Source organism: Streptomyces sp. YKOK-I1 (assembly GCF_054660435.1).
Genome location: NZ_BAAGDR010000001.1, coordinates 9,292,941 through 9,315,652, shown reverse-complemented (window position 1 = coordinate 9,315,652; position 22,712 = coordinate 9,292,941). Strand labels below are relative to the sequence as shown.

Sequence of the window (22,712 nt, the reverse complement as noted above, 5' to 3'; positions counted from 1 at the left end):
CCCACCACAGCGACCGCACCGCAGTTGGGAGCATTGATGGCACGCCGTACCAGACGGTCCCTCGGGGCCGCCGCGCTGACCGCCCTGGCCACCGGGGCCGCCCTGCTGAGCGTCCCCGCTCAGGCTCAGGCCGACGCCGCCGTCACCGTGACGCCGGATCCGTCGTACCAGCACGACAAGTTCGAGGGCTGGGGCACCAGCCTGGTCTGGTTCGCCAACGCGACCGGCGACTACCCGCCCGCGATCCGCGAGAAGCTCGCGAAGCTGCTCTTCGGCGACGACGGGCTCGCCCTGAACATCGCCCGCTACAACATCGGCGGCGGCAACGCGCCGGACGTCAAGGACTACCTGCGCGCGGGCGGCGCGGTCGAGGGCTGGTGGAAGGCGCCCGCGGGCACCACCCGGACGGACACCGACTGGTGGAGCGCGGACGACGCGGCGGACTGGAACAAGGACGCCGACGCCACCCAGCGCTGGTGGGTGAACCGCATCAAGAACGACATCGACCACTGGGAGACGTTCAGCAACTCCCCGCCGTGGTTCATGACCGTCAGCGGGTACGTCTCCGGCGGATTCAACGCCACCACCGACCAGCTCAAGGCCGACTCGGTCGACGACTTCGCCGCGTATCTCGCCGGGGCGACCAGGCTCCTGGAGAAGTCCGAGGGCATCAAGGTCGACACGATCGACCCGTTCAACGAGCCCAACACCGGTTACTGGAGCACGCGCCTGGGCTCGGACGGCGAACCCGTCGGCGGCCGGCAGGAAGGTGCCCACATCGGGCCCGAGCTCCAGCAGAAGGTGCTCGCCGCGCTCCCGGCCGCGCTGAAGAAGGCCAAGGTCAAGGCCGACATCTCGGCGATGGACGAGACCAACCCGAGTATCTTCGCGACGAACTGGAACTCCTACTCGCAGGCGTCCAAGGACGCCGTCGGCCAGATGAACGTCCACACCTACGGCACCGGGCAGCGCACCACCGTGCGCGATCTCGCCAAGGCCGCGGAAAAGCCACTGTGGATGAGCGAGGTCGAGGGCGACTGGGGCGACGGGCAGAGCTTCACCGACATGCGCCCGGGCCTCGGCCTCGCCCAGCAGATCGTCAACGACCTGCGCGAACTGGAGCCCAAGGCCTGGGTGTTCTGGCAGCCGGTCGAGGACTACGACAACATGAAGCCGGGCGGCGAGTCCGCCAAGGGCGGCAACTGGGGCTCCATCCAGCTCCCGTTCAGCTGCACCAGCGCGGACACGCTCCAGTCGTGCCCGATCTACACGAACACCAAGTTCGACACGGCACGAAACTTCACGCACTTCATCAAGCCCGGCGACAAGCTGATCAAGGTGGACGACACCTCCAGCGCCGCGGCCGTGACGAAGGACGGCAAGGGCGCCTCGCTGGTCCACGTCAACAGCACCACCGCGGCCCGCACGGTCACCATCGACCTGTCGAAGTTCCGCACGATCAAGGGCAACGCGACCGTCACCCCCACCGTGACCAGCGCCGACGGCAAGCTCGTCCAGCAGGCCCCGGTGAAGGTCGTCGACGGCAGGGCCACCTACACCGTGCCCGCCCAGTCCGTGACCTCCTTCTCCGTCAAGGGTGTCTCGGGCGTCGCGAAGAACGCGGGGCTCTTCAGCAAGGGCCACTCCTACACGCTGACCGGCGTGCAGAGCGGCAAGGCGGTCACCGTCGGCGCCAACGGCACCAACCTGGTGATCGGTTCGGCCAACGGCACGGTCGCGCAGGAGTGGCAGCTCGACGCGCGCTACGGCAAGAAGGGCAACCGTCAGCGGTACGTGTTCGCCAACCCGGCCGAGGGCAAGCGGCTCGCCGTGCGCGACAACGTGCCGGTCGTCGAGCCGGACACCGGCGAGCGGGACCCGGCCACGGAGTGGATCATGTCGACCACGGGTGACGGCACCTGGACCCTGGTCAATGTCGCCACCTCCCGTGTCCTCGAAGTCGGCGGCCAGGCCACCAACGAGGGTGCCGCCGTGACCACCTGGCAGCCCAACTCCGGCTCCAACCAGCGCTGGAGGGTCACGGACGTGACCCCGTAACACCGCATCCGAGAGCCGCCCGCCCACGCGCCCCCGCGCGTCGGCGGGCGGTCCTCACGGGCGTCCTCCGTACTCGCTCAACGCCAGCCGGCGATGAGCGTGCCGTGCGACGAGGTAGGCGTCGAAGCCCGCCCATCTCCACAGCCGACGCAGCACCCACGGCCGGCCCTCGATCTCCAGGTCGGGGTGGTCGAAGGCGTGCCGGACGGCCGCCTTGAGCAGCCGATGTTTCGCTCCGCCCAGGAACCGGCTCCAGTCGGCCCTGTCGAAGTGCAGGTCCCAGGTGGTGCTGGGCCGGAAATGGTCGTAGTACATCTCATGGCTCCAGCTCAGGAGGACATCGGCCCGCGGTGCCCAGTCGAGTGGCGTCGGCGGCGTGCGCAGAGCCCGCCACCACTCGACAAGCCGGCCGTCCCGGAGCAGCTCGTGGAGGAGGATGTCGCCCGGACGGGGAAAGGCCGTCGCCGCCCCATCGCCGCTCGGCGCGGTCGGGGAGTCCTGGAGCATCCGTGTCAGCGGTCTGGTGTACCGGTCGTCCGGGGCGGCCGGAACGTGTGGTACCGAAGGGTCACGGGCGGCCAGGACGAGCCGCGCCTGCTCGGTGAGCGCCTCGTTCACACAGTTGGCGAACCAGCGGAAGAGCCTCTGGGCACGTCCCGTCCTCCCCAGCGTGATGTGGGTGGTGCGCACTCGGCCCGCGTCGTCCCGGTGCAGCACGAGGGTGAAGACCTCGGGCGGCGCGTTGTCCCGGTTGCGGTGTCTTCGGGGGATGTCGAGGATCAGCAGCTCCTCCAGCGGCATCCGCGTGGTGCGCCCCCAGGGAAGGGGCCACACCCGCAACGTATGGGTGATGGCGTGTCCGTCGAACTCCAGGCGGGACCACCGGGTGCTCGCACGGAGCGGCCTGGCTTCCGGCGTCCCTGGATCTCGCGGAGTCGTCATGCCGGAAGTATCACCGAGGTCAGAGCTCCCGTGGAATACGGCCCGGCCGCCGGTACGCGTTCCAGGACGCCGCCCGCGAAGACGTCGTACAGCGGCAGGGTCTCCAGGTGGACGTAGCCGATGTGGCAGTCGCAGACGGCGAGGGGACAGGCGCGGGGGCGCAGGGCGGTGCGGTAGGTGCCGTCGTAGAGGTTGCCGAGTTCGGCGGGGACGAAGTGGCAGCGGCGGACGGTGCCCTCGCCGTCGACCGAGATCACCGACTCGCCGGTGCGGCAGGGCAGTCCGGCGCTGGTGTGCGGGTGGCGGCTGTACGGGAAGAGCGGGTCGAGGACGGTCCAGTCCTCGGCCTCGGGGTCGGTGTAGGTGTGACCCTCGGCCGCGTTGATCCACAGGTAGACGTGCTCGGGCAGGTCGGCGCGCAGGCGGCGGGCCGCTTCGAGGTGGTCGGGCAGGCCGACGACGCCGACGCTGAAGCGGATGCCTCGGTCGGCGAGGTCGCGGCACTTGGCGAGGAAGCGGTCGTAGGGGGTCTGGCCCGGGTGGTACGTGCACCAGAGGGCCAGGGTCTCCGGATCGGCGTCGGCGAGCCAGTCGGTGCGGCAGCTGAGGTTGGTCTGGATGGCGACGCGGCGGATGTGCGGGAGGTGGGACAGCTCGGTCAGGGCGCGCCGGTACCAGGAGCGGACCAGGCCCTCTCCCCAGGGCGTGAAGAGGAGGGAGAGCCGGTCGTCCGTCCGGTCCGCGGCCCAGGCCGCGAACCGTTCCAGCGCGGCGCGGTCGGCGCGCAGTTGGGCGGTGGAGTCGCGGCGCTTGGCGAACGGGCAGTAGGGGCAGTCGTAGTCGCAGGAGGCGAGCGGGCCCCGGTACAGGAGGGTCAGGTCCATCGCGGCCCGTCACTTCCTCTCGTAGGCGGCCATGGCGGCGCGCACGGCCGGGGAGAACAGTTCGGGGCCGATGGCGTCGGAGTGGGCGAGGCCCTCGGCGGTGAGCCGCACGAGCCCGGAGTCCTCCGTCAGCCAGCCCCGGTCGGCGAACCCGGCGAGTTCCGGGCCGAAGTCCTCGGTGGGGGTGCGGCCGAAGCGGGCGCGGTAGTCGGCGACCCCGAGTCCCTGGGCCTGGAGCAGGGACTGGAGCAGGTGCCGGCGGCGGGACTCGTCGGGGGTCATGGGGTGGCCGACCTCGGCGTGCGTGAAGTCGGTGGTGGTGACGTAGTCGTCGATGATGCCGCGGATCTCGTGCATGCCGACCGCGTAGTCGAAGGAGTAGTGCAGTTGGGCGGTGTAGGAGCGGGCTCCGCAGCCCAGGCCGATCATGCCGTCGGTCTGGCAGGCGTAGTCGTCGGCGCCCTGCGGCGGGGCGTCGGCGCGGCGGAACATCCGCATGGACTGCTGGGTGTAGCCGTGCGCGAGGAGGTGGTCGCGGCCGGCCCGGTACAGGGTCAGGCGCTGCTCGTCCCAGGCCGGGTCGGGGCCGGTCGCGGCGCGCCGGTCGAGGCCGGTGAGGGGGCGGACGTAGAGCGGGTAGAGGTAGAGCTCCTCGGGGCGCCAGGCGAGGGCGGCGTCCAGCGAGTGCCGCCAGCTCCGCTCGGTCTGGCCGTCGATGCCGTAGATGAGGTCGATGTTGAGGACCGGGATGCGGGCGTCGCGGATGCGGGCGAGGGCGCTCTCGACGTCGGCGCGGCGCTGCGGGCGCACGGCGGCCCGGGCCTCGGATTCGACGAAGCTCTGGACGCCCAGGCTGAGCCGGGTGGCGCCGCGCTCGGCCAGGACGGCGAGCCGGTCGGCGGTGGCGGTGGCGGGCGAGGCCTCGACGGACAGCGGGACCGCGCGCAGGTCGGCGCCCATCCGGTGCTCGGCGATGTCGCAGAGCCGGTCCAGCTCGGCGGCGGTGAGGAAGGTGGGGGTGCCGCCGCCGAAGGCGGCCGTGGCGAAGCGGAAGTCCTCTCCCAGCGCGTCCCGTACGGCGCCGGCCTGGCGTTCCAGGGCGTCAAGGTAGGCACCGGTCAGGCCGTCGGGGGCGCCGATACGGGTGAAGAGGTTGCAGAAGCCGCAGCGGACCTCGCAGAACGGTATGTGCAGGTAGAGCGAGAGAGCGTCCTTGGGCTCGGCCGCCCAGAGGCTCCGCAGCACCGGCCGGTCCGTGAGCTTCCGGTAGGCCGTCTTGTGCGGGTAGGCGTAGACGTAGTGCTGGTAGGGGGTCGTCACGGTCGCGGTGGTCATCGGGCGGCCTCCGCCGGGTCCAGGAAGAAGTGGGCGTACGGGACGGTCCACACCGACGGGTGGCCGAGGCGGTGGCCGGTGTAGCCGTCGTCGCCGTAGGCGGTGCCGTGGTCGGAGCAGACGATCGCGAAGCAGGGGCGTCTGCTGCTCGCGGCGGTGAGGAGCCGGCCGATGTGCCGGTCGACGTACTCCAGGGCGGCGGCGTGGGTCTCGCGGGTGTCGCCGGCCTCGCGGGTGGCACCGGGCAGGTGGAACCAGTTCGGCTGGTGCAGGGCGGAGACGTTGACGAAGAGGAACAGCCTCTGTTCGGGCGGGAGTTCGGCGATGACACGTTCCGCGCAGGCGATCTGGTTCTCGAAGGAGTGCGGTGAGGTGACGCCGAACTCCGGTGCCCAGTGCGACTCGTGGAAGAGGCCGGGCAGCACCGAGCCGAGTGGCCCCTGCTTGTTGAAGAAGCCCACTCCCCCGACGCACACGGTGTGGTAACCGGCCTTCGCCAGGCCGGAGACCAGGTCCGGGGTGTCGTACACGAAGGTGCCGTCGGCGGTGGTCTCGCTGCCCGCGAAGCTCGCCGCGAACAGCCGCGGGTGCGGGCCGGGCGCCGCCGGGGTCGGCAGGAAGCCCGCGAAGATCGCCTGGTGGGAGGCGTAGGTGAAGCTGCCCGGGGCGTGCCGCTCCTCCCAGCGTCCGCCGGGGAGATGGCGGGCGAGGTGCGGGATGCGGCCCGCCTCCGCCAGTTCCACGGCCACGTCGTACCGCAGGGTGTCGAGGGTGACCAGGAGCATGTCGTGGCTGCCGACGACGTCCTTCATGTCGATGATCTCTGACATGACTGGCATGTCGGGTTCAGGCATGGGGTGTTCCTCTGTCGCGCCGGTCGTGCCGGTCGTGCCGGTCGTGCAGTACGGCGGCCACCTGGGCGCCGTAGGTGTCCAGTCCCTCGGCGCCGCTGCCGGGCAGGCCGGTCAGCCGGGGCAGCAGGTCGCCGAAGGCGTTGACCTCTCCGACGGCGGCCCTGCGCCAGCCGACGGCCGGGAGCAGGTCGACGCCGACGCAGAGGGTGCGCGGGAAGCAGGCCGCGGCCCGCTCGCACACCCCGAGGACATCGGCCCAGCGGGTGCCCGCCGCCTCGAAGGACCGGCGGACGGCCGCGAGGTCGCCCCGGCTGCCGCCGAGGTGGAGATTGGTCAGGGGTGAGCGGCTGGTGCGGACCACCGCGTGGGTGGCCCGGCCGGCCACGACGACGACCCTCAGATCGGCGGCGCGGCCTTCCTGGGAGGCCTTCGGCAGCCAGCGTTCGAGATGCAGGCCGTCCGGGGCGAGGGCGTCGACCACGGCCGCGATGTCCCGCTCGCTCTCGTAGCGGCGCACCTTGAGGGAGTTGTGCAGGCTGCCGTCCGCGGCCAGCTCCACCGAGGTGGTGGCCCTGATCCGGCCGCCGCCGCCCGCCTCCACGGCGAGGACGCCCGAGGCGGACGACCCGTGCGCGGGTTTCACGAACAGCCGGTGCATCCGGTGCTCGCGCATCAGCGCCCGTACGTCGTCCCAGCCGCGCACCTCGGCCGCGCCCGGGCCCGAGGTCGGCGAGGCGGGCACGGGGACCCCGGCGGCGTCGAGGACGGCATGGCAGCGGCGTTTGTCGAACAGGACGGCGAGGTCGTCCGGGTCGTCGAGGCGGCGGCCCCCGCGCAGGCCGCGCACCGCGGCCGTGAACCGGGCGTACCAGCGGGCCGAGCCCTCGACCCGGGTGGGGTCTCCGGCGCCCCGCAGGATCCGGTCGACCTCGGTGTTCTCCCCTGGGGAGTCGACGCGGACGGTCTCGTCGTCGGCGAAGTCGGCTCCACCGTCGCGCAGGACGTCCGTCCAGGGGACGATCCGCGGGGCGGGCAGGCCGGCCGCGAGCACCGCGTCGCCGAAGAGGGCGACGCGGCGGTTCTCGGGGTTGCCGACCACTGCGAAACGCGGCGTCGGCGGGGCGGGTGTGCTCACTCGGGTGTACTCACTCGCCCACGGCGACATAGCGCCAGACCGAGCCGTCGTCCTCCGTGTACTCGTCGGCGTCGGCGTGGTCGAGGTCCAGTTCGACGCCCGCCAGGGTCTGGCGCAGGCGGTCCTGGAGCGGCTCGGTGAGGTAGTGGTGGTGCAGGTCGAGCCTCTTGAGGTGGGTGAGCGGCTGGCCGCCGAGCAGCGCGGCGGCGCCCTCGTCGGTCAGGATGCCCATGGAGAGGTCCAGGATCTCCAGACGGGCGACCACCGGCGCGGAGGCGACGGCCGCGGCGACGGCGTCCTGCATCTCGCTGTTGCGCAGGGCCAGGTGACGCAGGTGCGGCAGACGGGCGCCGGACAGGATCGGCTCCAGGTCGGCGACCTCGCTGTCGCCACCGTAGTTGGGGGTGCCGAGCCACAGGTCGAGGTGCTCCAGGGCGGGCAGGTCGCTGGCGCCGACCCCGCGCACCACTGCGGCGGACAGTCCGCCCGCCTCGATGACGAGTTCGCGCAGCGCGCTGTGGCTCACCGCCGGGAACTCCAGGCCGGAGCCGCCTCGGACGCCGAACTCCTCCAGCGTGGGGAAGGCCGTGAGCAGCGGGGTGACGTCGGTCTGGTTGATCCAGGAGATCTCGCACTCCTCGGAGTCCATGTCGCCCACGAACAGGGCGCGCAGCGCGGGGAAGCGGTCCCGGGCGCCGACCAGGGCGTCGACGACGTCGGTGGGATCGGTGTCGTACGCCTCCTGCCAGGGTCCGACGATCAGGGCCCGTACGCGGGTGGTGTCGACGGCGGCGCAGAAGCGGTCGAAGGCCGCCGTCCACGGCTCGTCGGAGTCGTAGACGTCGCTGGTGATCCGCCAGGCGAAGCCGTCGGCGTCGGGCAGGCCGTCGGTCGGGGCGTCGGGGCCCGGGAAGGAGTAGGCGGGCAGCCCGTACAGCGAGACGAGATGCGTGGCGTAGGACATACGGCTGCTCCTGTGCGGAAAACGTGTGCGATCCCTGATGCCCGCAGTTGTACCAACAGGCACTGACAACGGCGGTCGGCGGGGGCGGGGTTGCGGGGTGGGGTCCGCGGCTGGTTCCGGGCGTTGTCAGTGGTGGCCCGTACGGTCGTGGTCATGAGGCCGGTGCGAGGGCACCCGGCGGTGAGGGGAGAGCCATGTACCGGCAGGGAGACGTGCTGATCGTGCCCGTGGACACGGCGGCGGTGCCGTCGCATGTCGCCCAGGCGCCGCGGGAGGCGCGGGACGGGCGGGGGCGGCTGGTGCTGGCGCTGGGCGAGGTCACCGGGCATGCCCACGCCGTGGTGGGGCCGGGTGATCTGGTGCGCGAGCCGGGGCCGTTCGGGCCGCTGCTGCTGCATCTGCCGCAGGGCGGCCGGGTGGTGCACGAGGAGCACGCGGTGATCCCCCTGCCGAAGGGCTGGTACCGGGTGATCCGGCAGCGGGAGTACGTGCCGGGGTCCGTGCGGATCGTCGCGGACTGACCCGGGCCGGGCCCGCACCGGTCGGCCGGGGCGGGACGAGCAGGACGGAACAAGGGTGAACAGGGAGTGGGGGAAGGACCGATGACGACGACGGGTGTGCAGGTGGGGGCCGTGGCCTCGGACGAGGATCTCGCCGCGTGGCGGGCGTGCGCCACGGCGACCGGTCCCGCCGACCGGGCGGCGGCCGAGGCCGGTGTGCGCCGGGCCTACCGGCAGGCCGGGCTGGCCGAGCCGGAGCGAGTGGTGTGGGCGGGTTCGCCGCGCGAGGCGGTGACGCTGATCCGGGCGATGACGGACACGGGTCCGAGCGTGCGCGAGACCGTGCGCAGCGCCCCCTGGGCGCAGGAGCGGCAGGTGCTGCACGCGGAGTTGGGCACGGCGGGCTGGCCCGCTCACTGGGCGGCCACGGGGGGCCGGCTGTGGGACTCCACCCAGGCGCTGGTGGACCGGATCCGGACCGGGCTCCTGGAGGAGCTGGCCGGCGGGGACACGGGCGAGGAGGCCGCGCGGATCCGGCTGATCCTGCTGGACGCGGTGCTGGGGCAGCACGACGCGCCGTGGCTCGCCGCGTTCGCCACCGACGGCGGCCCGCTCGACGGGCTGGCCACGGTGTCCCGCAATGCGGGCTGGTGGTGGCCGTTCGCGCGGGTGGCGGTGGTGTCGGAGCGGCCGGTGACCCTGCACCGCGACGAGGCGGGCCGGCTCGACCAAGGCGACGGCCCGGCGCTCGCCTACCCCGACGGCTTCGCCCTGTACGCCTGGCGGGGCATGCCGGTGCCGGCCGCTTTCCTGGCGGAGCTGCCGTCGCTCACCCCGGAGCGGATCCGCGCCGAGGAGAACGCCGAACTGCGCCGCGTGATGCTGGAGTACTACGGCTACGACCGTTATCTGGCGGACTCCGGCGCCCGCCCCGTCCACCGGGACGGGACGGGCATCCTGTGGCGGATCGACCTCGCGGACGACGAGCCCGTGGTGATGGTGGAGGTCGTCAACTCCACGCCGGAGCCGGACGGCACCCGGCGCACGTACTGGCTGCGGGTACCACCGTCGACGCGGACGGCGCGGGAGGGGGTCGCCTGGACGTTCGGACTGGCGGCGGACGTGTACCGGCCGATGGTGGAGACGTGAGGAGGCCTCAGACCTCGCCCGTGCGGGCCAGCACGTCCGTGACCTGTTCGCGCAGCTCTCCCCGGGCCGGGGCGGGCAGGGCGGCGAGGTCGCTCTGTTCCAGGGCGTGCAGCACCTGGTCGGCGTCCGTGTCGAAGAGGGTGCTCTCGCTGAGCACCTCGTAGCCGTCGCGTACGGCCACCCGCAGCACTGCCGGACCCTCGCCGTCGGCGTCCGCGTGCACCGCGGCGGCCACGACGAGCGGGGGCGGACCGCCCGCGTCGCCCTCCACCTTGCGGTAGCCGCTGACCAGCGGGGTGCGCCAGCGCAGGCCGAGCAGCAGCGGGCGCTTGGCCACCAGCTCGGTGAGATCGGTGTCGTACACGCTGTCGGGTTCCAGGACCGTGGCGCGGGCGTCCAGGACCAGGGCCGCGGGGAGCAGACAGCGCAGGGTGCTGCCGACGATGTTGCCGCCGACGGTGGCGGTCCGGCGCACCGCGCCGGTGCCGATGCCGGAGGCCGCCCGGTGCAGCACCTCGGGCACGGTGGCGTCGACGCGGTGCAGCAGCACGGCCCCGCCGAGTTCCTCGGCACCGACGACGTTCGCCTCCGGCACATGACGCAGTGACACCGCCTGTTCCGGGAAGCCGTCCCGTTGCCAGGCGGCCCACACCAGTGTGGCCCCGCCGATCGGTACCGCCCCCTCGGCCAGACAGCGCTGAGCGTCGGATATGGAGGCGGGAAGACGCAACTGCACGACAACCGACCTGCCTTCCCGGGTAGTTCGAGGGGAGACACGTGTCACTCCCCCGTGTGATCAATGGCAGAACGGATTCTGCCCAGGCGCACGGGGGCGCATACAGGGCTCATGGCGGCACTCGGTGCCAGGACAAAATACGTTGCGGCCGGTCCCGCCGCTGCCGACCCTTGCCCCATGTCTTATGTCCTGCGCCCCGCCGCTCTCGCCGACGCGCCCGCCGTGACCGAACTGCTCAACGCCGTCGACCTGATCGAGATCGGCAGGCCCGAGACGGACCTGCACACCGTCGAGGCCGATCTGAAGCATCCCGAGACCGATCTGGAGCGCGACTCCTGGCTCGCCTTCGCGGGCGACCGGCTGGTGGCCTACGGGCTGCTGTGGGACGAGTCGGGGGGCGAGCGCGTCGACATCGACCACTATGTCCTGCCCGACCGCCAGGACGCCGGGCGGCTCGTCCTGGAGGCGATGGAGGCGCGGGCGCTGGAGCGGGCCCGGGAGAACGGCGCCGGGCGCGCCGTCGTGCATCTGCACCTCAACATCGCGCCCACGCTGGACACCTCGCTGCTGACGGAACGCGGCTGGTCCGTCGTACGCCGCTATCACGTGCTGCGCCGGGCGCTGGACCCGGACGGGGACCACGCCCCGGCCCTGCCCGCCGGGGTGCGGCTGCGCCCGTGCGCCACCGAGGCGGACCGCGGGCGGGTGCACGAGCTCTACCAGGCCACGTTCGCCGAGCACTTCGACTTCCAGCCGCGCGAATACGAGCAGTGGCTGCACGATGTGGACGCCGAGGGACTCGACTGGTCGCTGGTGTGGATCGTCGGCACGGACGAGCTCGGGGACGCCGGGTTCCTGCTGGCGCGCGACGACCGTGAGGCGATGGGGTGGATCCGCAGCCTCGGAGTGCTGCGCGAGGCGCGGGGGCGCGGGCTCGCCGGGCTGATGCTGCGGCACGCCTTCGCGGCCTTCGCCGCCCGGGGCCGGGACACCGTGGGGCTCGGCGTGGACACCTCCAACGCCACGGGCGCCCCGCAGCTGTACGCCCGCCACGGGATGGGCGTGCACTACGCGGTGGACACCTGGGAGGCCGTCCTGCGCTGACCGCGGAGCGTGCCTACCCTCCGCGGTCGCGCAGCGGGCGTCGCCGACGGCGACGTCCTGGGCCCTGTCGTCACATTCCCGCCGTCGCCCGAAGGGCGGCCCCGCGGCGTCAGGTGCGTGCCCTCGGCGTGCCGGGCCCTGACTCGCGTACTGGACGTACTCGGGTCAGGGCCCGGTGCGCCGAGAGTGCGTGCAGGGCGTCGCGGGGCAGGCGGGAATGTGACGACAGGGACTAGGGTGTCGCGGCGGGCAGGCGGGTGGGTACGACCGGGAGCACCATGCCGTCGCCGATCGGCGCGGTGTGCGGTACGAGAGCGCCTTCACGGGCGATCTGGAGCAGATCCGGGAGGCTGTAGGGCTCCGCGCCCTCGAGGTCGACCTGGTAGCCGAGGTCGCCGAGGCTCGCCGCGGTCATCCGGCTCAGCGGGTTGCCCGCGCCGGAGATGAACGGCGACATGAGTTCGGTGACGAAGACGGCCTCACGCCAGTGGCTGTCCTGGGTGCCGGGTCCGCCGAAGTTGGCGACCGGTACGGGGACCGGTTCCTCTTCGCCGAGAAGCGCCGCGAACTCCGCCATCGCGCGCTCGCCCACGAAGGTGGGGTTCTGCGTGCCGGCGCCCTTGAGGAGACCGAAGGCCGTCCACAGGATGCCGATGCCGAGGACGTGTCCCATTTCGTGCGTGATCACGTCGACGAGGGTGCCCTCCGCGTCCATCTGGGCGAGATCGGCGGAGTCGAACCGCATGACGCCCTTCGCCGGCAGAAACGCTCCGAACTGCGCCGATTCCTCGCGGAAATCGGTGGGGCCGGCCATGCCCAGGACGCGGCCGGGACCGTCGATGGTCACTCCTTCGGCCTCGATCAGCAGGTCGTCGATGACGTCGGATCCCACGACCGCGGTGTCCAGATCACCGACGATGACCCGGGCCCAGCGGTCGGCCGCCGCCGCGAAGGCGTCCTGCTGATTGCTGGTCAGTCCGCCGAGGAAACGGACCTCGATGGTGAACGGCGATGTCGTGCTGGCGACTTCCCTGGCCCGCTCGAAACTGGCGACCGCTCGATACGTCTGGAAGGTGTGGGTGGCGACCTTACCCATTTCGGTTCTCCCAACTGTCGACCCCGATAAGGAATCCCCCCTCTTGCCACACTAGGCCGGATGGGTTGCCGGTGCCCGTTCGGGCGCTGTTCAACGATCCCGCAGAAGTGTTGAATTCAACTTGAATGCATCGCCGTGGAAACGCCGAAAAGCGCCGAGATGCAGGTGAGCAGCGATTTACCTAGAATGGAATGCGGGTTTTTCGAGGGGGGTGTCACCTGACCGGCTGCACCGCATTCCCGGGTTCTTGGAGAACCGCGATGAGCAAGAGACGACACACCCCACGACGCCCCCTGGCCGGATACCGGACCTCGCTGCCCTGGCGGATCGTCACCAGTGCCGCGGAATACGTCGACCGGCGCATCGGCTGGGACAGACTACCCGTGGCACCCGGCCTGCTGACGCTCCTCGGACTGCGCGTCAGGCTCCGGCAGAAGAACCTCCACGACACCGGCAAGGTGCCCTCCGTGCATCAGCCCGATCCCGCGCCCCCGTCCGAACGGCACCGGGTCAACCGGACCGCGGACGGCAGCCACAACGACCTCGGCGAACCGAGGATGGGCATGGCGGGCACCCGCTTCGGACGGAACATCCCGCTGGACCGCGTCGCCTCGGCCACGCCCGAGGACGTCCTGTCCGAGCCGAGTCCGCGCGAGGTCAGCCGCGCCCTGCTCACCCGGGAGGCCTTGACGCCTGCCGAGTCGGTCAACTCCCTGGTCGCCGCCTGGCTGCAGTTCATGGTCCGCGACTGGTTCTCCCACGGCACGAGTCCCACGGACCGGCCCTGGGAAGTGCCCCTGAGGGACGACGACCCCTGGCCGGAACAGCCCATGCGGATCATGCGGACCCCCGACGACCCGACCCGCGATCCGTCGGCGCCCGCCGGGACACCCGACACCCGGGTCAACGTCTCCTCGCACTGGTGGGACGCCTCGCAGATCTACGGCACGAACGAGAGCGAACAGCGGCTGATGCGCACCGGGGAACAGGGCAAGGTGCACCTGTGGGACGACGAGCAGTCCCCGTTCCCCTCGGACCCCTCCCGCGACCCCTCCCGGGTGCCGGGGTTCTGGCTGGGTCTGGCGATGATGCAGAACCTGTTCGCCCGGGAGCACAACGCGATCTGCGACCACCTCCACGGGGCGTACCCGTCCTGGCCCGACGAGGAGCTGTTCCAGCGGGCCAGGCTGGTCAACGCCGCGCTGCTGGCCAAGATCCACACCGTGGAGTGGACACCGGCCGTGATCGGCCACCCCACTACCGTGACGGCCCTGCGCGCCAACTGGTGGGGCATCGCGGGCGAGCGGGTCCACCGGCTGTTCGGCCGGATCAGCGACAGCGAGGTGATCAGCGGCATCCCGGGCGGTGAGACCGACCACTACGGCGTCCCGTACTCCCTCACCGAGGAGTTCGTCGCGGTCTACCGCATGCATCCGCTGATCCGGGACGAGTGGCATCTGCGCTCCGCCGACGACGACGGGACGCTGCGGCACTGCACCCTGCGGGACATCTCGGGGCCCGGGGCCCTGAAGGTCCTGGAGACCACCGCAACGGCGGATCTGCTCTACAGCTTCGGCACCCTGCACCCCGGGCTGGTCACCCTGCACAACTTCCCCAGGTTCCTGCAGGAGTTCGAACGTCCGGACGGTCATCTCCAGGACCTCGCGGCCACCGACATCCTGCGCTCCCGCGAACTGGGCGTCCCGCGCTACAACGCGTTCCGGCGGCTGCTGCGCCTGAAGCCGGCCGCCGGCTTCGCGGAACTCACGCCCGACAAGGAGTGGGCGCGGCAGATCGAGCAGGTCTACGACGGCGACATCGAGAAGGTCGACCTGATGGTCGGGCTGTACGCGGAGAAGCTGCCGGCCGGCTTCGCCTTCAGCGACACGGCGTTCCGCATCTTCATCCTGATGGCCTCGCGCCGGCTGAACAGCGACCGCTTCTTCACCGAGTACTACACGCCCGAGGTGTACTCCAGGGCCGGCATGGCCTGGATCGACGACAACAGCATGATCACGGTGCTGCTGCGTCACCACCCCGAACTGCGCACGGCTCTGGCCGGTCTGACGAACGCCTTCGCGCCGTGGCACATCGCTGGAAGGACGGTGGACTGACATGGGTACGGCTGAGCGGACCCGCGAGGAGCGGCAGCGCCAGACGGAGGCGGCCGCCGCCCGGTACGACGAGGCGGCGCAGGAGCGGCGGGCCGTCGAGCGGCAGCAGGACGCCGGCGTCACCTTCCCGGACTCCGAGCAGGCGCTCGCCGCCCGCGCGGCCCGGCTGCTCGACCGGCACGCGGTGTCCCCGGCGCTGGCGGTGGAGGCCGTCCGCGCCGAACCGCTGGCCGCCACCGCGGCGTACGAACGCATCCTCGGGGTGTCCACGGAACTGCAGGCCTGGAGCTTCCTGCCGCGCGGCGCGCGGGCGGCCCGGACCGTGGCCCGGATCTCGGTGCGGGAGAACGGCCGGGAGCTTCCGCTCGGCACCGGCTTCCTCGTGTCGCCGAGTCTGCTGATGACGAACCACCACGTCCTGTCCGACGCGGACACCGCCCGGCAGTGCTTCGTGGAGTTCGACGCCCAGGTCAGCATCGACAACACACCGCAGGCACCGACGCGGCTGGCCCTCGATCCCGACGGGTTCTTCGTCGCGGACGAACGTCTCGACTTCGCCCTGGTGCTCGTCCCGCCGGGCCCGGACGGGCGGCCGCCCGGGGAGACGTTCGGCTGGAACCGGCTGAGCGCACAGGAGGGAAAGCTGGTGATCGGCGAACCCGTCAACGTCGTCGGCCACCCGATGGGCCGGCTGAAGGAGATCGCGGTACGCGACAACACACTCCAGGTGCGCCTGGACGACTTCCTCCAGTACAAGACGGACACCGAGCCCGGCAACTCGGGTTCCCCCGTCTACAACGACCAGTGGGAGGTCGTCGCGCTGCATCACAGCGGGGTGCCCAGAACGGACGGGCAGGGCCGGGTGCTGCGCACCGACGGTCAGGTCTGGCGGCCGGGGGACGGCGACGACGCCATCGACTGGGTGGCCAACGAAGGCGTCCGCATCAGTTCCGTCCTGCGGCACCTGGCCGCGCTGCCGCGCGCCGACGGGCCGTCGCCGCTGGACGGCATGGGCCCCGAGTCGGGCCTGACCAAGCCCCGGGCCGCGGCCCCTCCCGCCGGCTCTGTCACTGCCCCCTCCCCCGCGATGCCCGCCGCCGCGCCGCTTCCGGCGGCCGAGCGGACGCCCGAGCCGCCGCTCGTGCTCACGGGCCTGCGCGCCCGGCAGGGGGCGTTCGGCGGCGACCGGCATCTGGTCTTCCTCCACGGCCGGTCCCAGGAGCACCACCCGCCCGCGGGTCTCCGCCGGGACTGGGCGGGCGGACTCAACCAGGGGCTCGTGCGGGCCGGGCTCGCGCCCGTCGACCCGGAGGACATCTGGTTCCCCTACTACGGCGACCTGCTCATGGAGTCCCTCGCCAGGCACGAAGCGGTGCCCCGCACGATCGATGCGCCGAGCGCCATGGCGGCGGAAGCCGCCGCGCCCTCCTCGCCGTCGGCCCGCGCGGTGTACGAGCAGATCATCGGCGAGGCGGCCACCAGGTGGAACGTACCGCAGGAGCAGCAGCCGGCCGCCGAAGGGCTCGCCCTCGACGACGTCGTCGGGGCCCTGCACCGGCGGCTCGGCTGGCTGGCCGCCCGGAGCGACCTCGACGCCTGGGCCATCGCCGTCGCCTTCCACGACGTGGCCGCGTATCTCGACGCGGACCGGCCCGTACGGGACGAGGTCCTGAACTGCGTGCTGGAGACGATGCCGGACTCGGGAGAGGTGGTCCTCGTCTGCCACAGCCTCGGCACGGTCGTCGGCCTCGATCTCATCACCCGGCTGTCCCCGGGCGTGCACGCCGTCCATCTGACCACGGCGGGCAGCCCGCTCGGCCTGGACAGCGTGTACAGCAGGCTGCTGGTCGGCGGGCCGAAGCGGCCCGACAGGGTGGCGGACTGGCTCAACGTCTGGTGCCCGACGGACGCGGTGGCCATCGGCTGTCCCCTGGGCGACGACTGGGCGGACGGCCTCGTCGACCTCGCGGTCCTCAACTCCCGCGACCGGGCCCACGACATCGTGGAGTACCTCGCGCACACCGACGTCGCCCGGTCGATCGGCGGCCGTCTCACCGCCTGAGCCGGCTCCCCACCGGCGTCCCGTCAGCCCGTGGACGCCAGCCAGGGCTGAGGATCGGTGTAGTAGCCGTCGTAGATCACCTCGAAGTGCAGATGCGGGCCGGTGGACAGGCCGGTGGAGCCGACCCGTCCGACCGGGGTGCCGGTCTGCACGGCCTGGCCCGCGGTGACGTCGATCCGGGAGAGATGGCTGTACGTCGTCTGGAGCCGCTTGCCCTCGATGGTGCCGTGGTCGACGACGACCCGGTTGCCGTAGGCCTTCGTCATGGCCGCGAAGACGACCGTGCCCGCGCGGGCCGCGGAGACCTGGGCGCCCTGGGGAGCACCGAAGTCCACGCCGGTGTGGAGCTTGGTGACACCGGTGAGGGGGTGTTTGCGGGAGCCGTAGGGAGAGGTGATCGTGAGGGTGGTGACGGGCGGGGCGAGGAGGGCGTCGGCCTGGGCGCCCGCCGCGCCGCCGCCGCTCGGGTCCTCGCGGTCGAACTCGGCGTACTTCGCGAACAGGGCCTTGACCTCGGTCAGGTAGGTCGTCGCGTCGGCGGGGACACGTCCCGCCTTCCGCACGGCGTCCGTGCCGACGGCGTAGGCGGCGAGGGTGAGGTCGACCAGGTCCCCGTTGACGGTTCCGTCGGTTCTCAGGTCGGTGACCTTTCGGGCGAGGGAGCAGTCCTGGCGGCCGAGCGCCATGATCGCATCGGCCGGATCGCCGGGCGAGGACGTGCCGTTGCCGTCGTCGTCCTTGCCCCAGGTGCGCCACTGGGCGTCGGTGAAGGCCGCGATGCCCTGCCCGCCGGAGGCACCGGCAAAGGCGCCGGCCGTGGCGTTGTCCCAGCCGGTGAGCTGGTCGATCTGGGCGGCGAGGACGGACGGTGTGACGACGGTGCAGGCGTCGGCGGCCTTGCGCAGCCAGGGGCCGTAGGTGTCGTTGACGCCGGCCACCGCGTCCTGCCGGGTACCGCCTCCCGGGGTCCAGTCGTCGGGGAGACCGCCGGTCAGGGCCAGGCCTCCGGCGACGGCGGAGAGGGTGAGCAGTCCGGGAAGGACCAGGAAGACGACGGGGCCGGGACCGCGCCGGCGGGGTGAGGGGGGCGGCGGGGTCTGCGTCGGCGCTCCGGGCCCGGTGTCCCGCGCGGGGGTGTCGACGGCGTGCTCTTCGCTCACGCGGAGAGCTCCGCGGGGAATGTGCAGTTGTTCACGGGCGGACGGTAGCCCGCCGCCGGACCGGTGTCAGCGGACGCGAGGGCACAACCGCTGCCCGCAGGGGCAGAACCGGTCGGCGGTGTCCTGCCGGGGGCCTTGGTAGAAAGAGCCGCCACAGGCCCGGACCTCGGGTGCCGGCCGTCGTCCGCGCTCGGAAGGATCCCGTCGTGTCCCTCGACCACGTCTCCCGTCTGCACGGCCTGCCCGTGCAGGTCTTCCCGCAGCCCGGCGCCGGGCCACAGCCGTTGCCGGAGGCCGGGACGGTCGCCTGGAAGCTGGTGAGCGGTCTGCGGACCGACGAGGAGGACTTCGACGAGCACTGGCAGCGCTTCCTGGACACCGTGGACCCGGCGGGGGTGCGCGCGCTGGTCCTCGGCGGGGGCGCCTACGGCGGTGACCTGGACGGCTGCGACCCCGGGGAGACGGCGGAGCTGCTCGCCGAAGCCGCCGGCCGGCTGACCGGCCTTCAGGCCCTCTATCTCGCCGACCTCACCTTCGAGGAGTCGGAGCTGTCCTGGATCGTCCAGGGTGACGTCAGCCCGATCCTCCAGGCTTATCCGCGGCTGCGGGAACTGGCGGTGCGCGGCTCGACCGACGGTTTCGGCGACGGTGCGGGGCTGGAGTTCAAGCCGATCAGCCATGACGGGCTGCGGGTCCTGCGGTTCGAGAACGGCGGGCTGCCCGCGCATGTGCTGCACGGGCTCGCGGCCTCGGAGCTGCCCGCCCTGGAGCACCTGGACATCTGGCTGGGCTCCGAGTGGTACGGCCGTACGACGACCGTCGAGGACCTGGCGCCGGTCCTGGACGGCTCCGGACTGCCCGCGCTGCGCCGGCTGGGCCTGCAGAACGCCGACATCCAGGACGAGGTGGCCGCCGCCGTCGCCTCGGCGCCGGTGGTGGCCCGGCTGACCGCTCTGCACCTGGGCCGCGGCACCCTCACGGACTCCGGGGCCGAGGCGCTGCTGACCGGTCAGCCGCTGACGCATCTGGAGGAACTGGACCTGCACCACCACTATCTGTCGGACGCGATGGCGGAGCGGGTGCGGCAGGCGCTGGAGCCGCACGGGGTGCGGGTCGACGTGTCCGGCAGGCCGGAGCTGGAGGAGGACGAGGAGCGGTACGTGGCCGCCGGTGAGTGACCCCACCGGCGGCCGTCCGCTCAGTCGACCACGACCAGCAGGTCGCCGCCCTCGACCTGCTGGATCCGGTTGATGGCGAGCCGGGTGACCCGGCCGCCCTTGGGCGCGGTGATCGTCGCCTCCATCTTCATCGCCTCGATGGTGGCCACCGTGGCACCGGCCGCGACCTCGTCGCCCTCGGCGACGGCGAGGGTCACCACGCCCGCGAACGGGGCGGCGACATGGCCGGGGTTGGCACGGTCGGCCTTCTCGGTCACCGGGATGTCGGAGGCCGCCGCCCGGTCGCGGACCTGAATGGGCCGCAGCTGGCCGTTGAGGCTGGACATCACCGTGCGCAGTCCGCGTTCGTCGGCCTCGCCGACGGCCTGCAGCTCGATCAGCAGCCGTACGCCGGGCTCCAGGTCGACGGAGTACTCCTTGCCCGGGCGCAGACCGTAGAAGAAGTCCTTGCTGTCCAGGACGCTGGTGTCGCCGTACGCCTGGCGGTGGGCCTCGAACTCGCGGGTCGGGGCGGGGAACAGCAGCCGGTTGAGGGTGGCGCGGCGGGACTTCTCCAGGCCGTCGCGGTCCTCGGCGGTGAGGTCGTTGACCGGCTTGGCGTCGGCGCGGCCCTCCAGGGCCTTGCTGCGGAACGGCTCGGGCCAGCCGCCGGGCGGGGTGCCCAGCTCGCCGCGCAGGAAGCCGATGACGGAGTCGGGGATGTCGTAGCGGTTGGGGGCCGCCTCGAAGTCCTGCGGGGAGACGCCGGCGCCGACCAGGTGCAGGGCGAGGTCGCCGACCACCTTGGAGGAGGGGGTCACCTTGACCAGGTGGCCGAGGATGCGGTCGGCGGCGGCGTACATCGCCTCGATGTCCTCGAAGCGGTCGCCGAGGCCGAGCGCGACGGCCTGGGTGCGCAGATTGGAGAGCTGGCCGCCGGGGATCTCGTGGTGGTAGACGCGCCCCGTCGGGGAGGCGAGGCCCGCCTCGAAGGGGGCGTAGATGCGGCGGACGCTCTCCCAGTACGGCTCCAGGTCGCCGACGGCCTGGAGGTCGAGGCCGGTGGGGCGCTCGGAGTGGTCGGTGGCGGCGACGATCGCCGACAGCGAGGGCTGCGAGGTCGTGCCGGCCATGGAGGCCACCGCGCCGTCCACCGCGTCCGCGCCCGCCTGGATCGCGGCGAGGTAGGTGGCGAGCTGGCCGCCCGCGGTGTCGTGGGTGTGGAGGTGGACCGGGAGGTCGAACTCGCGGCGCAGCGCCGAGACCAGCTTGGCGGCGGCGGGGGCGCGCAGCAGGCCCGCCATGTCCTTGACGGCGAGCACGTGCGCGCCGGCCTCGACGATCTGCTCGGCGAGCCGCAGGTAGTAGTCCAGCGTGTACAGGCGCTCGTTCGGGTCGGACAGGTCCGAGGTGTAGCAGAGGGCGACCTCGGCGACCGCGGTGCCCGTCTCGCGTACGGCGTCGATGGCGGGGCGCATCTGGCCGACGTCGTTGAGGGCGTCGAAGATGCGGAAGACGTCGATGCCGGTGGCGGCGGCCTCCTGCACGAAGGCGTCGGTCACCTCGGTGGGGTACGGGGTGTAGCCGACGGTGTTGCGGCCGCGCAGCAGCATCTGGAGGCAGATGTTGGGGACGGCCTCGCGCAGGGCGGCCAGCCGCTCCCAGGGGTCCTCGGCGAGGAAGCGCAGGGCGACGTCGTAGGTGGCGCCGCCCCAGCACTCCAGGGAGAGCAGGTCGGGCAGGGTGCGGGCGACGAGCGGGGCGGAGGCGAGGAGGTCCTTGGTGCGCACCCGGGTGGCCAGCAGGGACTGGTGGGCGTCGCGGAACGTGGTGTCGGTGACGCCGATGGTCGGGGACTCGCGCAGCCAGCGGGCGAAGCCCTCGGGGCCGAGCTGGACCAGCCGCTGCCGGGAGCCGGCCGGCGGCTCGCCGGCGGGCAGCGGGGGCAGCTTGGTAGTGGGCTCGATCAGCTCGGGGCGCTCGCCGTGCGGCTTGTTGACGGTGACGTCGGCGAGGTAGGTGAGCAGCTTGGTGCCGCGGTCGGCGGAGGAGCGGGCGGTCAGCAGGTGCGGGCGCTGCTCGATGAACGAGGTGGTGACCCGCCCGGCCTGGAAGTCGGCGTCGTCCAGGACGGCCTGGAGGAACGGGATGTTGGTGGCCACGCCGCGGATGCGGAACTCGGCGACGGCACGCCGGGCGCGCCGGATGGCGGCCTCGAGGTCGCGGCCCCGGCAGGTGAGCTTGACCAGCATGGAGTCGAAGTGGGCGCTGATCTCCGTACCGGCGTGGGTGGTTCCGCCGTCGAGGCGGATGCCGGAGCCACCCGGGGAGCGGTAGGCGCTGATCCGTCCGGTGTCGGGGCGGAAGCCGTTGGCGGGGTCCTCGGTGGTGATACGGCACTGCAGGGCGGCGCCGCGCAGGGTGACCGTCTCCTGGGAGAGGCCGAGGTCGGCGAGGGTCTCGCCGGAGGCGATGCGCAGCTGGGCCTGGACGAGGTCGACGTCGGTGACCTCCTCGGTGACCGTGTGCTCGACCTGGATGCGGGGGTTCATCTCGATGAAGACGTGGTTGCCGTCGCGGTCGAGGAGGAACTCGACGGTGCCCGCGTTGCGGTAGCCGATCCGGCGGGCGAAGCGGACGGCGTCGGCGCAGATCCGCTCGCGCAGTTCCGGGTCGAGGTTGGGCGCGGGGGCCAGCTCGATGACCTTCTGGTGGCGGCGCTGGACGGAGCAGTCGCGCTCGAAGAGGTGCATCACGTTGCCCTCGCCGTCGGCGAGGATCTGCACCTCGATGTGGCGGGGGTCGACGACGGCCTTCTCCAGGAAGACGGTCGGGTCGCCGAAGGCGGAGGCGGCCTCGCGGGAGGCGGCCTCGATGGACTCGCGCAGCACGGCGGGGTCCTCGACCCGGCGCATGCCGCGGCCGCCGCCGCCCGCGACGGCCTTCACGAACACGGGGAAGCCGATCTCCTCGGCGGCCCGGACGAGTTCGTCGACGTCGTTGGAGGGGGCGGAGGAGCCGAGGACGGGGACGCCCGCCTCCCGGGCCGCCGCGACCGCGCTCGCCTTGTTGCCGGTCAGTTCGAGCGTGCGGGCGTCGGGGCCCACGAACGTGATGCCGGCCTCCTCGCACGCGCGCGCCAGCTCGGGGTTCTCGGAGAGGAACCCATAGCCCGGGTAGACGGCGTCGGCGCCCGCCCGGCGGGCGGCGGCGACGATCTCCTCCACGGAGAGGTAGGCGCGCACCGGATGCCCGGGTTCGCCGATCTCGTAGGCTTCGTCGGCCTTCAGCCGGTGCAGTGAGTTGCGGTCCTCGTGCGGGAAGACGGCGACCGTGCGCGCGCCCAGCTCATAGCCGGCGCGGAACGCACGGATCGCGATCTCACCACGGTTGGCGACCAGCACCTTGCGGAACATCCTGGACCCCTTCAGCCTGACGGTGACGGGACCCATGGTGGCGGTG

The 22,712-nt window shown here is 72.3% G+C and carries 17 protein-coding genes; 7 read left to right on the top strand and 10 right to left on the bottom strand.

Translation table 11 applies throughout. From position 1 onward, the window contains the following. Positions 1–36: 36 nt before the first annotated feature. A complete protein-coding gene (locus tag ACYQ8Q_RS41430) occupies positions 37–2,058 on the top strand; it encodes a glycoside hydrolase (protein ID WP_460072146.1) in 2,022 nt (673 codons plus the stop codon). Between the two features lie 54 nt (positions 2,059–2,112). On the opposite strand, the gene ACYQ8Q_RS41425 is transcribed toward ACYQ8Q_RS41430, so the two are convergent. From ACYQ8Q_RS41425 to ACYQ8Q_RS41400, 6 genes are read right to left on the bottom strand one after another with little or no spacing between them, the layout of a single operon-like run. After that, positions 2,113–3,000: a hypothetical protein gene (locus ACYQ8Q_RS41425; protein WP_460072145.1), complete on the bottom strand. Its 888-nt coding sequence runs from the start codon at positions 2,998–3,000 to the stop codon at positions 2,113–2,115. After that, positions 2,997–3,884: an STM4011 family radical SAM protein gene (locus tag ACYQ8Q_RS41420; RefSeq protein WP_460072143.1), complete on the bottom strand. Its 888-nt coding sequence runs from the start codon at positions 3,882–3,884 to the stop codon at positions 2,997–2,999. The genes ACYQ8Q_RS41425 and ACYQ8Q_RS41420 overlap by 4 nt, the downstream gene beginning before the upstream one ends. Positions 3,885–3,893: 9 nt before the next feature. Then, a complete protein-coding gene (locus ACYQ8Q_RS41415) occupies positions 3,894–5,219 on the bottom strand; it encodes an STM4012 family radical SAM protein (protein WP_460072141.1) in 1,326 nt (441 codons plus the stop codon). Then, a complete protein-coding gene (locus ACYQ8Q_RS41410) occupies positions 5,216–6,031 on the bottom strand; it encodes an STM4013/SEN3800 family hydrolase (protein ID WP_460073712.1) in 816 nt (271 codons plus the stop codon). The genes ACYQ8Q_RS41415 and ACYQ8Q_RS41410 overlap by 4 nt, the downstream gene beginning before the upstream one ends. Before the next feature lie 34 nt (positions 6,032–6,065). Further along, complete coding sequence (locus ACYQ8Q_RS41405) at positions 6,066–7,238, bottom strand: STM4014 family protein (protein ID WP_460072138.1); 1,173 nt, start codon at positions 7,236–7,238, stop codon at positions 6,066–6,068. Beyond that, positions 7,219–8,172 (bottom strand): STM4015 family protein, encoded by a 954-nt coding sequence (locus ACYQ8Q_RS41400; RefSeq protein ID WP_460072136.1) that lies wholly within the window; start codon positions 8,170–8,172, stop codon positions 7,219–7,221. The genes ACYQ8Q_RS41405 and ACYQ8Q_RS41400 overlap by 20 nt, the downstream gene beginning before the upstream one ends. Positions 8,173–8,366: 194 nt before the next feature. Between ACYQ8Q_RS41400 and ACYQ8Q_RS41395 the strand changes: the two genes are divergently transcribed. Together ACYQ8Q_RS41395 and ACYQ8Q_RS41390 are read left to right on the top strand one after the other, a co-directional pair. Continuing rightward, positions 8,367–8,693 carry a hypothetical protein gene (locus tag ACYQ8Q_RS41395; protein WP_460072135.1) on the top strand — a complete coding sequence of 109 codons (327 nt, stop codon included), beginning with the start codon at positions 8,367–8,369 and terminating at the stop codon, positions 8,691–8,693. 81 nt (positions 8,694–8,774) lie between these two features. Next, positions 8,775–9,821 (top strand): DUF6745 domain-containing protein, encoded by a 1,047-nt coding sequence (locus ACYQ8Q_RS41390; RefSeq protein ID WP_460072134.1) that lies wholly within the window; start codon positions 8,775–8,777, stop codon positions 9,819–9,821. A 7-nt stretch (positions 9,822–9,828) separates the two neighbouring features. Here ACYQ8Q_RS41390 and ACYQ8Q_RS41385 read toward each other — a convergent pair whose 3' ends face one another. Beyond that, positions 9,829–10,557: an FAD binding domain-containing protein gene (locus tag ACYQ8Q_RS41385; protein ID WP_460072132.1), complete on the bottom strand. Its 729-nt coding sequence runs from the start codon at positions 10,555–10,557 to the stop codon at positions 9,829–9,831. Between the two features lie 177 nt (positions 10,558–10,734). Between ACYQ8Q_RS41385 and ACYQ8Q_RS41380 the strand changes: the two genes are divergently transcribed. Then, positions 10,735–11,661, top strand: a complete 927-nt coding sequence (locus ACYQ8Q_RS41380; protein WP_460072130.1) for a GNAT family N-acetyltransferase — start codon at positions 10,735–10,737, stop codon at positions 11,659–11,661. Positions 11,662–11,893: 232 nt separating this feature from the next. Here ACYQ8Q_RS41380 and ACYQ8Q_RS41375 read toward each other — a convergent pair whose 3' ends face one another. Beyond that, complete coding sequence (locus tag ACYQ8Q_RS41375) at positions 11,894–12,757, bottom strand: leishmanolysin-related zinc metalloendopeptidase (protein ID WP_460072128.1); 864 nt, start codon at positions 12,755–12,757, stop codon at positions 11,894–11,896. Between the two features lie 260 nt (positions 12,758–13,017). Between ACYQ8Q_RS41375 and ACYQ8Q_RS41370 the strand changes: the two genes are divergently transcribed. After that, a complete protein-coding gene (locus ACYQ8Q_RS41370) occupies positions 13,018–14,871 on the top strand; it encodes a peroxidase family protein (RefSeq protein ID WP_460072126.1) in 1,854 nt (617 codons plus the stop codon). A gap of 1 nt (position 14,872) precedes the next feature. Further along, on the top strand, positions 14,873–16,933 hold the full coding sequence (locus ACYQ8Q_RS41365; RefSeq protein ID WP_460072125.1) for a trypsin-like serine peptidase: 2,061 nt from the start codon (positions 14,873–14,875) through the stop codon (positions 16,931–16,933). A 23-nt stretch (positions 16,934–16,956) separates the two neighbouring features. Here the strand turns inward: ACYQ8Q_RS41365 and ACYQ8Q_RS41360 are convergent, their stop codons facing one another. After that, the gene (locus ACYQ8Q_RS41360; protein WP_460072123.1) at positions 16,957–18,093 is read right to left on the bottom strand and encodes a M23 family metallopeptidase; all 1,137 of its coding nucleotides are present in this window, start codon (positions 18,091–18,093) and stop codon (positions 16,957–16,959) included. A 206-nt stretch (positions 18,094–18,299) separates the two neighbouring features. On the opposite strand from ACYQ8Q_RS41360, the gene ACYQ8Q_RS41355 reads away from it, so the two are divergent. Beyond that, a complete protein-coding gene (locus ACYQ8Q_RS41355) occupies positions 18,300–19,271 on the top strand; it encodes an STM4015 family protein (RefSeq protein ID WP_460072121.1) in 972 nt (323 codons plus the stop codon). A 20-nt stretch (positions 19,272–19,291) separates the two neighbouring features. Here ACYQ8Q_RS41355 and ACYQ8Q_RS41350 read toward each other — a convergent pair whose 3' ends face one another. Continuing rightward, a complete protein-coding gene (locus tag ACYQ8Q_RS41350) occupies positions 19,292–22,666 on the bottom strand; it encodes a pyruvate carboxylase (protein ID WP_460072120.1) in 3,375 nt (1,124 codons plus the stop codon). Positions 22,667–22,712: the final 46 nt, after the last annotated feature.

Excerpts from the sequence above, each read along its gene's own strand:
- ACYQ8Q_RS41430 (WP_460072146.1), top strand. The coding sequence starts at position 37 with ATGGCACGCCGTACCAGACGGTCCCTCGGGGCCGCCGCGCTGACCGCC.
- ACYQ8Q_RS41425 (WP_460072145.1), bottom strand. The coding sequence starts at position 3,000 with ATGACGACTCCGCGAGATCCAGGGACGCCGGAAGCCAGGCCGCTCCGT.
- ACYQ8Q_RS41420 (WP_460072143.1), bottom strand. The coding sequence starts at position 3,884 with ATGGACCTGACCCTCCTGTACCGGGGCCCGCTCGCCTCCTGCGACTAC.
- ACYQ8Q_RS41415 (WP_460072141.1), bottom strand. The coding sequence starts at position 5,219 with ATGACCACCGCGACCGTGACGACCCCCTACCAGCACTACGTCTACGCC.
- ACYQ8Q_RS41410 (WP_460073712.1), bottom strand. The coding sequence starts at position 6,031 with ATGAAGGACGTCGTCGGCAGCCACGACATGCTCCTGGTCACCCTCGAC.
- ACYQ8Q_RS41405 (WP_460072138.1), bottom strand. The coding sequence starts at position 7,238 with ATGTCGCCGTGGGCGAGTGAGTACACCCGAGTGAGCACACCCGCCCCG.
- ACYQ8Q_RS41400 (WP_460072136.1), bottom strand. The coding sequence starts at position 8,172 with ATGTCCTACGCCACGCATCTCGTCTCGCTGTACGGGCTGCCCGCCTAC.
- ACYQ8Q_RS41395 (WP_460072135.1), top strand. The coding sequence starts at position 8,367 with ATGTACCGGCAGGGAGACGTGCTGATCGTGCCCGTGGACACGGCGGCG.
- ACYQ8Q_RS41390 (WP_460072134.1), top strand. The coding sequence starts at position 8,775 with ATGACGACGACGGGTGTGCAGGTGGGGGCCGTGGCCTCGGACGAGGAT.
- ACYQ8Q_RS41380 (WP_460072130.1), top strand. The coding sequence starts at position 10,735 with ATGTCTTATGTCCTGCGCCCCGCCGCTCTCGCCGACGCGCCCGCCGTG.
- ACYQ8Q_RS41375 (WP_460072128.1), bottom strand. The coding sequence starts at position 12,757 with ATGGGTAAGGTCGCCACCCACACCTTCCAGACGTATCGAGCGGTCGCC.
- ACYQ8Q_RS41370 (WP_460072126.1), top strand. The coding sequence starts at position 13,018 with ATGAGCAAGAGACGACACACCCCACGACGCCCCCTGGCCGGATACCGG.
- ACYQ8Q_RS41365 (WP_460072125.1), top strand. The coding sequence starts at position 14,873 with ATGGGTACGGCTGAGCGGACCCGCGAGGAGCGGCAGCGCCAGACGGAG.
- ACYQ8Q_RS41350 (WP_460072120.1), bottom strand. The coding sequence starts at position 22,666 with ATGTTCCGCAAGGTGCTGGTCGCCAACCGTGGTGAGATCGCGATCCGT.